Here is a 13,527-nt window from a genome sequence, read left to right on the forward strand (position 1 = left end):
TATTGTCGGCGGCGCCGGGCAAGGCCGTGCGTTTCGTGGGCACATCGGCTGAGCCGAGTCGATGCCGTGAACCGGCACCTCCGTTTCCGTGCCGACCGGGGCGGGTATCTTTACGCTCAAAATCGCACCGGGAGGAAATCGTGGCGGTCGGATTCAAAGATGTCATCAAGTCCAAGTACCTGCTGCTGACGACCTTCACCAAGGATGGTCGGCCCAAGCCGACCGCTATCTGGGGCGTGCCGGACGGCGACCGGTTGCTCGTCATCACCGACGACGAATCGTGGAAAGTCAAGCGAATCCGCAACACTCCGCGGGTGACGATCGCCAAGAGCGGGGCACTGGGCAAACCGAAGAGTGACGAAGTCGAGGCCGTCGCCCGCGTCCTGCCGAAGTCCGAAACGCGACAGGTCTACAACGCGGTCTTGCGGCGGTACTGGTATCACGCCTGGTGGTTTCTGCCCCACTCGATCGTGCGCGGCGGTATCGACAAGGTGCATGTCGGGCTGGAGGTTCGCCCGGCCACCTGAGCGAGAGCTGTCACCATGGAGTGGTGACCACTGCAATCGTCCTGGTGATCTTGGTGTTGCTGGGACTGGGCATCGTCATCAACGGGCTGCTTCGGCTCCGTAGATGGCTGAACAACGCCCCACCGGGCCCGGAAACCGTGGAACCTCCCGACCTCTAGGCGCTGCGCAATTTCGCTCGGCGAGCCGCGCCACCCGGGCCCGGCGGCACTTATCCGCTGACCTTCCGGAAGGCCGCGACCGTGTCGGCCACAGTGTCACGAGCATCCCGATAGGTGATGCCCAGTTCCTGCTCGCTGGGCGAATCGTCGGATTTCGGCATCTGCGTGTAGTACTGCATGCCGGCGCCGGTGACCGGGTTGTCGAAGGGCAGATAAGGCCCAGCGAGATCCAGCACACTGCCGGCCACCCGAAGGACGGTGTCGGGGATCGGGACCGCGATCATGGGGGTGTCGGCGACCTGGCGCAGCATCTTGGCCAGTTCCGTCACCGGCACCCGGTGTCCGCCGGCCATGTACCGGCGGGGTCCGCGCCCGGACTCCAGCAGCGCCACGTGCAGGGCGGCCAGGTCTCGGGCGTCGACGATCAACCAGGCGGCATCGCGGCCCGGGATCGCATGCATCTGCAGCGTGGCCCGCACACCTTCACCGGCCTCACCGAACTGGTCGCCGACCGGGGGGCCCAGCACCATCCCCGGGTAGGTGATCGTCACCGGCGCCCCGGCGTCCTGCAGGCCGCGGGCATAGATTTCCACCTGCGCCTTGGACGTTCCGTAGCCATCGGTGCCCCCGACGACGGGCAGGTCCGCCGACAGCGTGTCCAGGTCGGGATGAAACAGAGCCGTGAAACTCGATACATGGATGATCGGGTCGAGGCCGAGTTGCACCGCTTGCCCCAGAACATTTCCGGCGCCCTGCATGTTGGTGCTCAGCATTTCCGGAGCCTGACGCGGATCCGTGGCCACCAGCGCGGCGCTGTGCACCACGGCGTCGCACCCGGTAAGGGCCTCGCGCACCGAGTCCCGGTCTTTGATGTCGCCCGCGACGTAGTCCGACACATCCACGCCGAGTGCGCCCACCGATGTCTTCAGCTTCGCCGGTGTTCGCACCAGGAAGCGGACGGAGTGACCCGCATCGGCAATCGCCTTCGCGGTCCATCCGCCGACAAATCCGGTGCCACCGGTTACCAGTACGCGCATGGGTGCGATTCTCCAATGCAGGCTCGAACGCTCGCGCGCCGGGGCTAGAGCCGGCCGGCGGCGAAGTCGGCCCCCTGATCGACTTGGCCGTTGACCGGGTAGGAAGTGTGTGCCACCGGGCTGCTGCCGGCACCGCAGATGCCGTCACCCGGTGCGCACAGCTCGAGCGTCTTGGGTTGGTATGACGGGCCGATGACGATCGGTGGCGCCCCGTACCGGCTCAGCAACTGATCCGACGGAGTGCCGAACATGACCACCGCCGCGACGTGGTTGGCCACCTCCGGCGACAACGGAGCGGGCACCGCTGCGGCGGGCACGCCGGGCGGTACGGCAGCGGAGGTGACGAAACCGGAAACGGCGGCGCCCTGCGAGTATCCGCCCACGACCGCCCTGGTTCTCGGGCAGTTCGTCGTCATCGACTGCAGGTGGGCCCCCTCGTCACGAATTCCGTCGATGACACTCACCGGGAAGTCCGGGTTGGAGAAATCGGTGCCGGCTCGATAATTGACCGCATACACCCCCAGTGACCGGGCTCCGATTCTCGACCGCAGGGCCTCGACGAAGGCTGCTCCGATACCGCCGACGCCCGGCGCCTCACCGCTCCCGCGCGCGAACACCACTTCGACGTCAGGACATGGTTCGGCAGCCGCCGACGGAGCCGGAACACCCAGCAGCACGGAGGTACTCACCGTCGCTGCGATTCCGGCGGCCGCAGCCGGCCGCCGAGTCCACCGCATGATTCGTGGCTTCATGGGAACATCCTTCACCGCTCAATCAAAACAAAGCTGTCCCAAGCGGATTCGACCGAACCGCGCGGGACAGCTTTGTGGTCGCTGCAACCCCACTAGTCGGAAAAGATTGCAGCTCAGCGCACTTACTTCTTGAAGGCGTCCTTCACCTTCTCGCCGGCGTCCTTCAGACTGGACTTGGCTTGGTCGCCGCGGCCTTCGTTCTCGGTACTCCGGTCACCGGTGGCCCGGCCGACGGCTTCTTTCGCCTTGCCGCCGATGTCCTCGATCTTGTTCTTTGCCTTGTCTGTGGCGCTCATACGGATCCGGCTCCTTGTTCGCTTATTGCCTGACGGCTACGGGTACCCGGCAGACGCGGGTTGCGAAACCCGTGACTTCAGTACCGCGCCCGACGGCGCCGTAATGCGTTTCGGACATCCAGGCCGGTGTCCTTGAGGTTCGCCTTCACCTGATCCATTTTGCCTTCTCGGCGGGTACGCCGGTTGCCGGAGAGTCGGCCGACAGTTTCCTTGGCCCTGCCGCCCCAGTACCTGGCCGCGTTGCTTAATCGATTGTTGGTAGCCATATCCGGTGCATACCCGCTGACGGGCAGCTTCACTCCCAGGAGACTAACCGGCAGGAACCGTGCCCCGCGGCAACGTCAGCGGCAGATCGGCATACGTGACGATTCCGGGCGCGGCGGCGACGACGCCCGGGATGGCGTTGATCGCGGGCATCGCCGTCATGATCTGACCGAGCGCCATGAATTCGGCCAAGGTCGTGGCCTGAAAGTACGGCGGCGGCAGGAAGCCGACCTTTGTGGTCACCGTGGGCTGCCCGTCGATCTGGATGACCCAGCCGTCCTGGTCGATCTTCCAGTCGGGTTCCAGCGTCTGTCCTTTGCGCCACCGCACGTTGAGGTCGACGACGGCACGGTCACCGACGATGCCCTGCCAGCTGATGTACACGCCCGCGACGCAACCCGCTGGAATGGTCCAGGACGCCATCTCGAGATCCGCTGTGGTTTGGGCGAATTCGGGCACGCACCGGATCTCGTCGAGCTCCACGCCGAGGGCGTCGGCGACCAGCCGAACCGCCTCCCCGAAAATCGCGGTGCCCTTCTCGGCCATCCGCGCCAGCCCCGGGTTGTCGATAGGCTGACCGAAACCCACCGGCCGTTCGGTGTCCGGCGAGTCGTAGAAGGTGGTGTCGGCGGCCTCGTTGACGGTGATCTTGTCCACGCGGTTGCAGACCATCGCCGAGACGATGGCCAGCAGCTCGGCGAAGCCCGGGCTGACCCCGGACCCGAACATCGTCGAGCCGCCGTGCCGGCAGGCGGCCACGATCCGGTCACGGCCGTCGCCCAGGTTGTGTCCGGTGATGAACGAAGCCGTCGTCACCACGTTCACGCCCGCCGACAGAATGCGGACCAATTCGTCGACGTCGATCCACATCGGGTTATAGATCACGCAATCCGGTTTCTGGGCCAGTAGCGCCTCGACATCGTTGGTGGCGGCCACCCCGACGGGGTCGATGCCGACCAGCTCCCCGGCGTCGCGACCGACTTTCGCGGGCGACCACGCATAACACCCGACCAGCTCGAACTGGGTGTTGGCGACGATCGACCGCAACGAGCTCTTTCCGACGTTTCCGGTCGTCCATTGCACGACGCGATACTTGTTGGGCACTCGCTCAGCATAGGGAACCGAGGGTGGGTGGCCTAGTGGCGCCTAGTAGGCCGATTCGCTCGCCAGGATCTCGGCCAGGTAGGCGTCGGGTGGCGGTTGGTCCAGTCGCGCGCGCACCCAGCTGCGGACGCGGTCGCGGGCCGCACGTGGTTCCGCCGCCTCCGCTATCGCGGCCCCGATGATCACTTCGGTAGCCGGCCAATCGTGATTCCAGGCAGCCGATTCCGTCAACTCGTGCCGCCGGGCGTCGAGCAGGGGCACGGTGGCCCGGCCGCCGGCATCCAGCGCTGCGGCGCCCGCGACCTCTCCGGACTGCACACGTACCGCGACGTCGGTGGCCGGTACGGGCCCGATGACGTCGGCGCGTACCACGGCGACCACCTCCGGACCGGCTGCTTCGACGCTCCAGTCGACGGTGTCCTCGGCCGCGTCGAAAATTCCCGGCGGCACCGCTCCCCAGTTGATCGATGCGACACCCTGCCCGATCGCCGCGGCCGAACGGGGACCCCCCGTCGAACCGGCGGCCAGCGCATAGTCATCACGGTAGCCACTTGCCGTGGTCTGGCCGGCACCTGAATCGTCAACTGCCGCAGCTAGTTCCGTCCAGACACCACCATCCAGGCCGACCTCTTCGGCCAGCTCCGAACCGGCCCGGACCAGTCCCCGTACCCGCCGATCGTCGGCTAGTGCATGCCCGATCAGTGCCGCGGCGTGCGGGGCGAGCAGTTCGGTCACGTCGGAATCCAGGGTGTCATCGGTGAAGAAATTCTGTGCCTCCACCGTCAGCAGGGCCACTTCGACATCGAGCAGGGCCCGGTCTAGGGTCGGGATGCCGTCTCGCCGGCTGGCGGGCCACCAGCGGCGCAGCCAGTGGCCGAGTGCCAGCCGGCGCAACGGCGCCAGCGACCCGGGCGTGATGGCCGTGCCGTCGAAACCCGGGACATCTACGAGTTCATCGACGGGTGCTGCGTCGGCCGCCGACAACAGGGCGAGGTGCCCGGACTGTCCGATCACGCGCCACAACCAGTCCGCGCGGGCGGGGTCGGTGAAGCTGATCTGCGCGGCGTCCGCACCGGCCGGATCGTCCACGATCCAGCACAACACCGCGCCGCTGACCTCGAGCACCGCGACGAGCGGCAAGGGCTGGTCGAGGGCGTTGATCGATCTCATCCGGCCACCTGCAATTCGAGCATCGACTTGATCCGCTGCCGGTGGTCCAGGCTGACCGATCTGGCCACGCCCTCCAGTAGCGACCGCACCTCGTCGACATCCTCGCAGGGCTCCTGCCAGACATCCCGGCCGTGCAGCCGGGCCCACAGCCTGCTCAGATAGGGCTGCGGATAACGGGCCAGGTCGTCGACGACCTGCTGCTGGCGCGGATGGATCGGCCCGCCGTCCGCGAGATACCGCCGGGCGTGCAGGACGTAGGCCTCCTTGCGCAGCCGCGCCTGAATCTGCGCGGCCAAGGCATAGCGACTGGCGATGGTGCGGTCCAGCGGCGCCAGCTCGCTCGCAACTTCGATTCCGGTCACCAGCGTCGCCTGTTTGTCCTCGGCCAGCAGGCCCCATGGCGCGCAGGCCCGGTCGACCTCTTCTTCGCACAACAACGGAACGTCGGGCAGCGCGTCTCGGTCCAACCCGCGTCGCAGTGTGGAACGAACCCGGTCCACCACGGTGCGATCCAGCGGTCGATCGCCGTCCGAGCCGCCGGCGACCTGCGGCCGTCGTTGTGGTGCAGCAGAACTCAGCCCCAACTCGACGATCGACCACGGAAGTTCGGCGCCGTCGACGCGGATCAGGGCGCCGAGGCAGTACGGCGTGGAGTCGGCAACCACCGAGGACCACACGCGCTGGCGGGCGGTGGCGGCGGTGTGGCTTCTGGCCGGACCGAGCACCGTGGCCAGCGCCGCCAGGAACGGATCCAGGACAGCCGCATCGGCCCGCACGTCGCGCCAGCTCGCTTCGAGCTGATCGGCCAGGGTGGCTACGACGCGCGGGTCGGCGACATAGTCGTTGAGCACCTCGATCGCGGTCCGGTCCCGGCCCTGGTGCACCTCGGCCAGGACCGCGGCGGCAGCTTCGCGATCCTGCGCGGTAGGCGCGCCCTTGGTCACCGCAAGCTCGAAGCACACCGGAAAGTACAGTTCCTGCGCGTTTCCGCTGCGGATCCGCAGCCTGCGGCGTTCGAGTTTGAGTACCTCGAACCAGGCTGCGGCAGCACGTAATTGGTCGGCGTTGTCGAGGATCAGATCGTGCATGGCGGTCGCGGTGCCGCTGCTGACGGCCGGTGCGGAGAACTGCGGATTGGATCGCAAGCGCAGGACCAGCGGATCGATGATCCGTTTGACGGTTCGGGTCAACGGTCCACCGTCGTCGCTGCTGAACACCTCGACCCCGGGACCGATTGCGCGCCAGGCATGGTCGATCACCGCCCGCCGGGGCTGACCCGCCGCGCGACCATCCACGGCAGGCTGTGCCTGCGGTTCGGCGCTCATGACCAAAGGATAGGGGCACCGGCGAAAAATCCGGTACCCGCAAAGTTGGGTTCGGTAGCCGATGCGCACCTGGAAGCTGGACGCATGAACAACGAGTTGTGGATGGTGGTGTCCGGCCTCGCCGTTGTCGTGATCACCGCCGTTTTGGTCAGCCGGATCGCGAGTGCGTTGCGGCGCAGCTCGGATCGCCTCGCCGTCGGGGTCGGCACGGTACGCACCGTCGTCGACGAGCAGCCGGAATCGGTTGATGGAGAACGCCAAATCTGGATAGAGGTGTCAAGTGTGCACGGCGACACCTTCATCGGCCGCCTGATGCACGACAACGCCGATGCTGACCTGTCGGCACTGCGGCCCGGACTAGTGGTGCTGGTTGCATTCGACCCTGCTGCACCAGAGCACCTTTCGCTACCCGATGACGAGCTGGCGGTGCGGGCATCGGGTCTGGTGCTGGCGTGATCATCGGGCGCCGTCCACAGCGAAAGTGACCAACGCACCCCAGAACAACGGGCCGGCGGTACCGGCGCCCTGCCGCCACTGCCGTAGTTGCGAACGCTGCCAACGATTCACGGCACATCCGGCATCGGGATCTTCGTGCGCGGTATCGACGGCGGCGACCAGGTCGGCCATCGGATCGGGGGGAGTATCCGTCGAGGCATTGGCCGGATCACCGCTAGCCGTTGCGAATTGCCGAAACGCGGCGGTGGTGGGCAGCGACCACAACGTTGCGGTCACCAGCTGTGCTCCCCCGAGAATCATGGCCGCCACCAACCCGGTTGCCTCGTCGAATCGATAGTCGCCACCCGATGCGCAGGCCAGCAGCGCCACTCGTGGTGGCATCGGCAACCGCAGCGACATCAAGTCCGACGCGGTCAGTGGGCGATGAGTCCCGATCGCCGCCGCGTCACCCGGTTCGGCCGAGGTGCACGCGAGATGCAGTGCGGCCCGGTCGGCTTGGCCTCCCTCGCCGTCGGCGGAGCTGGCGTGTCCGACATAGAGGAGCCGGCTCGGATGCCGGTTCAGCAGGTTCGCCAGCCACCTGCGGTCCGCGTCCTGACGACGGAACAGTTCGACAGCGGAACCGACCGCCGGCAGCGCCGCGTGCCGGCGCATCGACTCTGCGAAGTGTCGCGCCAATTGCGTGTGCTCCGAAGGCCGGCCAAGCACCGAACCCAGTGCCGAGTCGGGTCGCTGGCCCGGCACCTTCGGATCCAGGATCAGTACCGGCGGGCCGGCCTGTCTGGCCTGCCACCGGGCGGGCGTGCGGGGCGCATGCACAATGTTCTGCGGCACCGCCAGCAGCACATCGACCAACTCCATCAGCCGGTAACCATCGGTGTGCTCCCTGACATCGGCCAGTTGCCAGGGGATGCGGGCGGCGACCCGGCCACCGGCGGTGACGGCTTCCCGGCGGGCACGCACCAACTCTTCGTTGGTCGGACCCGATTTCGGCACCGCGAGCAGTCCCCACGGCACCCGGGCCAGGCGGGCACTGGGGGAGACGAACAGCACCGGCCGTGGGGACGCGACGCACTCCGCCAGCAGCTGCCACCCGGCGGCGCCGATCAACAGCACGCCGAGGATGTACGCTGCCGTCAGTTCGGTCTCCGGTGTCGCGAAAGCTCCACGAGACAGCGCCCGCTCGATGGCATCCCGGCGGCTCTCGCCACCGTACGGCTCGGGCAGGGCGCCGGTCAGTTCTGCCAAGGCTGCCAACAGAATGGGCTCCTCAACCACCCAGTTGACCGTTCGGGACGGCTCGCCGACGATCCACAAGCTCGCGTAGGTGGCAATCCCGACGTCGGCATACCGCAGCACCAATGTCTGCCGTTGCGGTCCGTTCACGGCCAGGTCGCCCAGGCGGTCTCGGCCGCGGTGACGGCGCGGCCGTATCGTTGCAGCGCCAGCGCACGGTAGCCACTCATGATCGGTTCGGCACCGGGTTGCATCTGCAGCGGAGGCAGCGGGCCCAGCCTGGTCAGCGAACGGGCCCCCGGTGCCTGGGGACCGGCCGCCACGAGTTCGTCGCCGGTATCCACGAACGCGGGGGCGGCGGCGGTCGACTCCCATTCGCCGACCTGGCGGTACTGCTGTACGTTGTTGAAAGTGCCGCGGGCGCTGTGGTATTCAATCAGCTCGCTGACCAGTTGGGGGTTCTCCCATTCCCACGCGACCGCGAACGCACTGGCCAGGACGGGTGCCGAAACGCGCTCCGCCCAGCGGGATCGTGCGTCCGCGGCGGCGATCGAATAACGTACCGAATCAACGGCCAGCGCAGCGGGTACCTTCAATTCGGCAGCCTGCTCCAGTTTGGTCATAGCGCGCCGATGCTCCGGGGTGCCGACCTCGCCGCGCAGGACCCCCAGCGACGAGGCGTGCCGCGCTTCGGTCTGCTGCAGCGACTCGTCCGGACTGCCGGAACCATCAAAGCCTAAGTCCGCGAGTGCATCAGCGCGCCACACCGTGCCGAGGTGATTGTCGAGCAGGGCGTACTGCAGCCAACTGCTGCGCGGCGACGAGTCGAGCAACTCGCGCGCCTGAGCGATCAATTCGACCGCTTCGGCGAAGCGTCCCCGGAAGATCGATATCCAGCTGCGCTGCAACAGAATACGGTGCAGGTACAACGGTTTGCCCAGTTCCCGCCAGTGTCGTTCGGCGTGTTCCCAGCACTGGTCTGCGGATTCCAGGGCTCCACTGGCCAGCCGGGTCAGGCCCAGGTACAGCCAGCAGCGGGACACGTCGTGCGCCCGCGCGTACCGCGCGATCACCGTGTAGGCCTCCGATACCAACTGCTCCGTCGCGGCGTGGTCGCCGGTCGTCCAGCATGCGGCGGCCCGCTCCAATTGTGTTTGGGCAGAGGCCAACTCCCAGCCCTTGGCCTGTGCCCTGGCTCCGGCACGGCGCAGCCAGGGCTCGGCCTCGGAAAGGCGACCGGTCTCGACGCAGAACCTTCCGTATTCGGTGGCCGCCAGTACCCAGACGTAGTCGCCATATGCAGTGCCGGCGTCGCGCCGGTTCAAGTCATCGAGGACCGGCTCCCACAGGGGAACCGACTGCACATGCAGGTCGTCGTCGCATAGGGCCGACGCGCACAGTGCGCGGGCGTGGGTGAGCAGGTCCGCATGCTCGGGCGCCAGCTCCGGGAAGTCGGATTCGAGCCCGGATTCGGCCAGCACGTGCAGCGCTGTCTGTGCCTGCTCGTGACCGCCCTGTGCCGAGGCCAAGCCGATCTGCAGGAACTGAGCTCGCCGCGAGTAGCGACAGACCATACGGGCGATTTCGGTGGGCGAGAGCTGCACCAGCCCGGCCGCCTCGGGCCGGGTGCCGGCGAGGATGCCCCGATAGATCGTCAACGGCTCGAGAATCCGCTTAATGCATTCGGTGACACCGTTATTCGCGCCGCGGGCAAGGTAAACGCCACCGAGCTGAGCGAACACTTCCAGCAACAGGTCATCGCGATCCGCCTGCTCGATCCGCGGCATGAGGGAAAGCAGAAGATCCCGGGCCGCGCCGTCCTCGGCCGCAAACGCCAGCTGCTGCGCGCGTTCGAGATCGTCCGGGATCGACACGGCTGCATCATAGATCCGCCGGACGGCGGGCATGCTGTGCACGCCCGCCGTTGCGGACCACCGTTCATCAGCCGCACGACACCTTGATGTTGAAGTCCTTGGTGATCATCCCGGCCATCGGGTTCTTCAAGTCAGCACCCTGGGCCTGTCCGGTGATGGTGTAGGTCTTCCCATCCACCGACACCTTGGCCGAGCCGACCTTGGAGCCCATGTTGTCCGCGACCGACAGGGCGTTGCCGTCGACGACCATGGCCAGCGACTCGACCGTGGGCGGGTTGCCTTCGGCCATCACCACCGCCAGGGCCTGCTGACCGCCGGTGGAGCCACTTCCGATGTTGATCTTGCCGCCCTGCTTGACGCAGGTCACCGACGAGGGGTTCAGGCCGGGCAGGTCAGCACCACCGACCTTGACCTCGGTGCCCGCCCCGCCGTTGGTGGCCACGCTCGCTGGTCCGTTCGACGCCGGACTGGCCGAGTGGCCGCCGCTGGAGCAGCCGACCAGCGCCGACGCGCAGCCGAGGGTTCCGATCGCCACCGCGATAACTCGCTTCACTGGACTTCCTTCCGTCATGCGCCGCCCCTGTTGGCGTCGTCATGGCAGAAGTACAGACCGTGGATTGCGCTACCGATCCCAAATATGGTCGCGAGCCGCTGCGGACTACTCCTCGACCGCGACGCCGCCCCTGGTGCGCCGCCGCCGATGCGAGGTCTTGCCGGTGGGACGGCGGTTGCGCAGCCGTGGCGGTGTCGACGACTCGACGGTTTTCTCCGAGGTAGGCGCTGCGACCGTTTCGGCAGCGTCGTCATCCGCGGCCTCAGCAGCCGCTGCCGCCTCTGCTTCGGGTGCCGCCTCGTCGGCTTCGGTAACCGAGCTCGCGTCCTTTTCCTGAGCGACGGTGGCGGGGACTTCCTCGGGCGCGGCCTCGGTGGTCTCCGGTTCCTCGTCTTCGGCCGCTGCCGCTTCGTCTTCGGCTTGGTCGGAATCTTCGACGTCGTCGTCCTCGTCGTCGTCCTCGTCGTCCTCGTCGTCCTCGTCGACAGCCTCGGCCGCCTTGGCGCGCTTCTTCCCGCGGACGCGGCGTTCCTTGACCTTCTTGGGCTTGATCGGTTTCGGCTGTGGCGGCGGCAGTTCAGCGACGAACGACAGATAGAACGCGAAGAAACCCAGCAAGCCGATCGCGGCGGCGGCCCCGTATATCGCGAACAGCCACTGACCGGCGGAATCCAGACTGAACCAATTTTCGCTGATGGCCGTGCCGATGATGAGTACCCCGGCCAGCACATGCGCCACGATGGAGCAGGTCCTGAGGGTCAGCGCAAGCTGCGGTACTGCGAGTTCCGGCTTGCGGGTCCGCAGCAGGGTGAAGACCACCGGCAAGGCGGCCAGTCCGATCAGGGCGCCGGTGACGATCCGCAGCGTCATCCCCACCCCGCTGGAGATCTCGCCCATCAGCTCGGGCCACCGCGGCAGGACGAAATAGAAGTACAGGACGCCGGCCCCGATCGTGAACGATGCGTGCCACAGGATGGCGACCTTGCGCCCCATACCACTCCCTCAAACTGGTGAAATCAAGCCGCCGACCCTCTCCCGGGGCCCGGCCCCCGGATCCGGTATCGGTCCTGGTCACACGGCAGACCGTACAGCGGAGGATGCGGGATTTGAACCCGCGAGGGCTGTTAACCCAACCCGCGTTCCAGGCGAGCGCCATAGGCCACTAGGCGAATCCTCCGTGGTCATGGTAGCTGCTGGAGCGGGGTGAGTGTCCCCGGTACCTGACACTGCCGCCGCCGCGTCGGCTCAAGCAGGTTCGGGGCCGGGTACTACACTCGCCGTTGGACCCCGCGCGGCGTCTATCCTGTGAACTCCCCCAGGGCCGGAAGGCAGCAAGGGTCAATGGGCTCTGTCGGGTGCGCGGGGTCCCCTTTATGCCCGCACTCGATATGCGCTTTCGATGGGAAGGGTCCCTGGTGTCATTCGACTCCCTCAGCCCGGAAGAGCTCACGGCTCTGCACACTCGCCACCAGCAGGAGTACGCGGAACTGCAGGCCAAGAAGCTGTCGCTGGATCTCACCCGCGGAAAGCCGTCGCCAGAACAGCTCGACCTGTCCACCAAGCTGCTGACACTGCCGGGCGAGGATTTTCGCGACCCGGAAGGAACCGACACCCGCAACTACGGCGGCCTGCACGGGCTGCCCGGCCTGCGCGAGATCTTCGCCGAACTGCTCGGCCTGCCGGTGCAGAACCTGATTGCGGGCAACAACGCCAGCCTGGAATTCATGCACGACGTCGTCGTCTTCTCCATGCTGCATGGTGGCGTGGATTCGCCGCGGCCCTGGTCCAGGGAGCCGGACGGCGTCAAGTTTCTGTGCCCGGTCCCCGGCTACGACCGCCACTTCGCCATCACCGAGTCGATGGGCATCGAGATGATCCCGGTCCCCATGACCGAGGATGGGCCGGACGTCGACCTGATCGAAGAGCTGGTCGCGGTGGACCCGGCAATCAAGGGGATGTGGACGGTTCCGGTGTTCGGCAACCCCACCGGCATCACCTACTCCTGGGAGACCGTGCGGCGGCTCGTGCAGATGCAGACCGCCGCCCCGGATTTCCGGCTGTTCTGGGACAACGCCTACGCGGTGCACACGCTGACGCACGACTTCATCCGTCAAGTGGATGTGCTCGGGCTGGCCACCAAGGCCGGTAACCCCAACCGGCCCTACATCTTCGCTTCCACCTCGAAGATCACCTTTGCCGGTGCCGGCGTGGCCTTCTTCGGCGGATCGCTGGGCAACATCGCGTGGTACCTGCAGTACGCCGGAAAGAAGTCCATCGGGCCGGACAAGGTGAATCAGCTGCGGCATCTGCGCTTCTTCGGCGATGCCGACGGGGTGCGCCTGCACATGCAACGCCACCAGCAGATACTGGCGCCGAAGTTCGCGCTGGTGGCCGAGATCCTGCAGCAGCGGCTCGGCGACTCCAAGATCGCGTCGTGGACCGATCCCAAGGGCGGCTACTTCGTCAGCCTCGATGTGCTGCCCGGCACGGCGCGCCGGACCGTCGCCCTGGCCAAGGACGCCGGCATCGCCGTCACCGAAGCGGGCGCGTCCTTCCCGTACCGCAAGGATCCCGACGACAAGAACATCAGGATCGCGCCGTCCTTCCCGTCCCTGCCGGACCTGCGGGATGCGGTCGACGGGCTGTCGACCTGTGCCTTGCTGGCCGCGTCGGAGTTGCTGCTCGACTCGGGTCTGACCGCCACTGCGCGCTGAGCGCCGCCCCTGAGGCTTGAGCGCGCCCTCCGGGGCGCGCATCGTCGGCCCGCGTCGGTAG

Annotated in this window: 15 protein-coding genes, 1 tRNA gene and 1 other RNA gene; 5 read left to right on the forward strand and 12 right to left on the reverse strand. The window is 67.1% G+C overall.

The window, feature by feature from the left end:
• Positions 1-140: 140 nt before the first annotated feature.
• A complete protein-coding gene (locus AC5Y7D_RS07540) occupies positions 141-527 on the forward strand; it encodes a PPOX class F420-dependent oxidoreductase (protein WP_499922757.1) in 387 nt (128 codons plus the stop codon).
• A gap of 23 nt (positions 528-550) precedes the next feature.
• A complete protein-coding gene (locus tag AC5Y7D_RS07545; RefSeq protein ID WP_499922758.1) occupies positions 551-685 on the forward strand; it encodes a hypothetical protein in 135 nt (44 codons plus the stop codon).
• A 50-nt stretch (positions 686-735) separates the two neighbouring features.
• On the opposite strand, the gene AC5Y7D_RS07550 is transcribed toward AC5Y7D_RS07545, so the two are convergent.
• From AC5Y7D_RS07550 to AC5Y7D_RS07580, 7 genes are all read right to left on the reverse strand, one after another.
• The gene (locus tag AC5Y7D_RS07550; protein ID WP_499922760.1) at positions 736-1,722 is read right to left on the reverse strand and encodes an NAD-dependent epimerase/dehydratase family protein; all 987 of its coding nucleotides are present in this window, start codon (positions 1,720-1,722) and stop codon (positions 736-738) included.
• A 44-nt stretch (positions 1,723-1,766) separates the two neighbouring features.
• On the reverse strand, positions 1,767-2,459 hold the full coding sequence (locus AC5Y7D_RS07555) for a cutinase family protein (RefSeq protein WP_499923147.1): 693 nt from the start codon (positions 2,457-2,459) through the stop codon (positions 1,767-1,769).
• Between the two features lie 137 nt (positions 2,460-2,596).
• Positions 2,597-2,770 (reverse strand): CsbD family protein, encoded by a 174-nt coding sequence (locus AC5Y7D_RS07560; protein ID WP_499922761.1) that lies wholly within the window; start codon positions 2,768-2,770, stop codon positions 2,597-2,599.
• A 77-nt stretch (positions 2,771-2,847) separates the two neighbouring features.
• Positions 2,848-3,069, reverse strand: coding sequence for a CsbD family protein (locus AC5Y7D_RS07565; protein WP_499922763.1), 222 nt, complete (start codon positions 3,067-3,069; stop codon positions 2,848-2,850).
• A gap of 10 nt (positions 3,070-3,079) precedes the next feature.
• Positions 3,080-4,138, reverse strand: coding sequence for an NAD(P)H-dependent amine dehydrogenase family protein (locus tag AC5Y7D_RS07570; protein WP_499922764.1), 1,059 nt, complete (start codon positions 4,136-4,138; stop codon positions 3,080-3,082).
• Between the two features lie 42 nt (positions 4,139-4,180).
• Positions 4,181-5,308 (reverse strand): hypothetical protein, encoded by a 1,128-nt coding sequence (locus tag AC5Y7D_RS07575; protein WP_499922765.1) that lies wholly within the window; start codon positions 5,306-5,308, stop codon positions 4,181-4,183.
• On the reverse strand, positions 5,305-6,633 hold the full coding sequence (locus tag AC5Y7D_RS07580) for a hypothetical protein (protein ID WP_499922766.1): 1,329 nt from the start codon (positions 6,631-6,633) through the stop codon (positions 5,305-5,307). Before AC5Y7D_RS07580 ends, AC5Y7D_RS07575 begins: the two co-directional genes overlap by 4 nt.
• Positions 6,634-6,678: 45 nt before the next feature.
• Between AC5Y7D_RS07580 and AC5Y7D_RS07585 the strand changes: the two genes are divergently transcribed.
• Positions 6,679-7,089 (forward strand): hypothetical protein, encoded by a 411-nt coding sequence (locus tag AC5Y7D_RS07585; protein WP_499922767.1) that lies wholly within the window; start codon positions 6,679-6,681, stop codon positions 7,087-7,089.
• Here AC5Y7D_RS07585 and AC5Y7D_RS07590 read toward each other — a convergent pair whose 3' ends face one another.
• The 5 genes from AC5Y7D_RS07590 to AC5Y7D_RS07610 all read right to left on the reverse strand — a co-directional run bounded on the left by AC5Y7D_RS07590 (position 7,090) and on the right by AC5Y7D_RS07610 (position 11,929).
• A complete protein-coding gene (locus AC5Y7D_RS07590) occupies positions 7,090-8,490 on the reverse strand; it encodes a CHAT domain-containing protein (RefSeq protein ID WP_499923150.1) in 1,401 nt (466 codons plus the stop codon). It abuts the gene before it with no gap.
• Entirely contained in the window at positions 8,472-10,199 is a 1,728-nt protein-coding gene (locus AC5Y7D_RS07595; RefSeq protein ID WP_499922769.1) for a hypothetical protein, read from the reverse strand. Before AC5Y7D_RS07595 ends, AC5Y7D_RS07590 begins: the two co-directional genes overlap by 19 nt.
• Positions 10,200-10,266: 67 nt before the next feature.
• On the reverse strand, positions 10,267-10,770 hold the full coding sequence (locus AC5Y7D_RS07600; protein ID WP_499922771.1) for a lipoprotein LpqH: 504 nt from the start codon (positions 10,768-10,770) through the stop codon (positions 10,267-10,269).
• An 87-nt stretch (positions 10,771-10,857) separates the two neighbouring features.
• Positions 10,858-11,745, reverse strand: a complete 888-nt coding sequence (lucA, locus tag AC5Y7D_RS07605) for a lipid uptake coordinator LucA (protein WP_499922772.1) — start codon at positions 11,743-11,745, stop codon at positions 10,858-10,860.
• 98 nt (positions 11,746-11,843) lie between these two features.
• Positions 11,844-11,929: transfer RNA gene (locus AC5Y7D_RS07610), tRNA-Ser, on the reverse strand.
• A 101-nt stretch (positions 11,930-12,030) separates the two neighbouring features.
• Here AC5Y7D_RS07610 and ffs point away from each other — a divergent pair.
• Together ffs and AC5Y7D_RS07620 are read left to right on the forward strand one after the other, a co-directional pair.
• Positions 12,031-12,127: signal recognition particle sRNA small type (gene ffs / locus AC5Y7D_RS07615), an RNA gene on the forward strand.
• Positions 12,128-12,167: 40 nt separating this feature from the next.
• Positions 12,168-13,466: an aspartate aminotransferase type Ic gene (locus tag AC5Y7D_RS07620; protein WP_499922774.1), complete on the forward strand. Its 1,299-nt coding sequence runs from the start codon at positions 12,168-12,170 to the stop codon at positions 13,464-13,466.
• The last annotated feature ends 61 nt before the right edge of the window (positions 13,467-13,527 follow it).

The organism is Mycobacterium sp. NGS49, assembly GCF_059812565.1.

Coding starts and splice junctions, on each gene's coding strand:
- AC5Y7D_RS07555 (WP_499923147.1), bottom strand. CDS start 2,459: ATGCGGTGGACTCGGCGGCCGGCTGCGGCCGCCGGAATCGCAGCGACG.
- AC5Y7D_RS07550 (WP_499922760.1), bottom strand. CDS start 1,722: ATGCGCGTACTGGTAACCGGTGGCACCGGATTTGTCGGCGGATGGACC.
- AC5Y7D_RS07575 (WP_499922765.1), bottom strand. CDS start 5,308: ATGAGATCGATCAACGCCCTCGACCAGCCCTTGCCGCTCGTCGCGGTG.
- AC5Y7D_RS07560 (WP_499922761.1), bottom strand. CDS start 2,770: ATGAGCGCCACAGACAAGGCAAAGAACAAGATCGAGGACATCGGCGGC.
- AC5Y7D_RS07600 (WP_499922771.1), bottom strand. CDS start 10,770: ATGACGGAAGGAAGTCCAGTGAAGCGAGTTATCGCGGTGGCGATCGGA.
- AC5Y7D_RS07580 (WP_499922766.1), bottom strand. CDS start 6,633: ATGAGCGCCGAACCGCAGGCACAGCCTGCCGTGGATGGTCGCGCGGCG.
- lucA (WP_499922772.1), bottom strand. CDS start 11,745: ATGGGGCGCAAGGTCGCCATCCTGTGGCACGCATCGTTCACGATCGGG.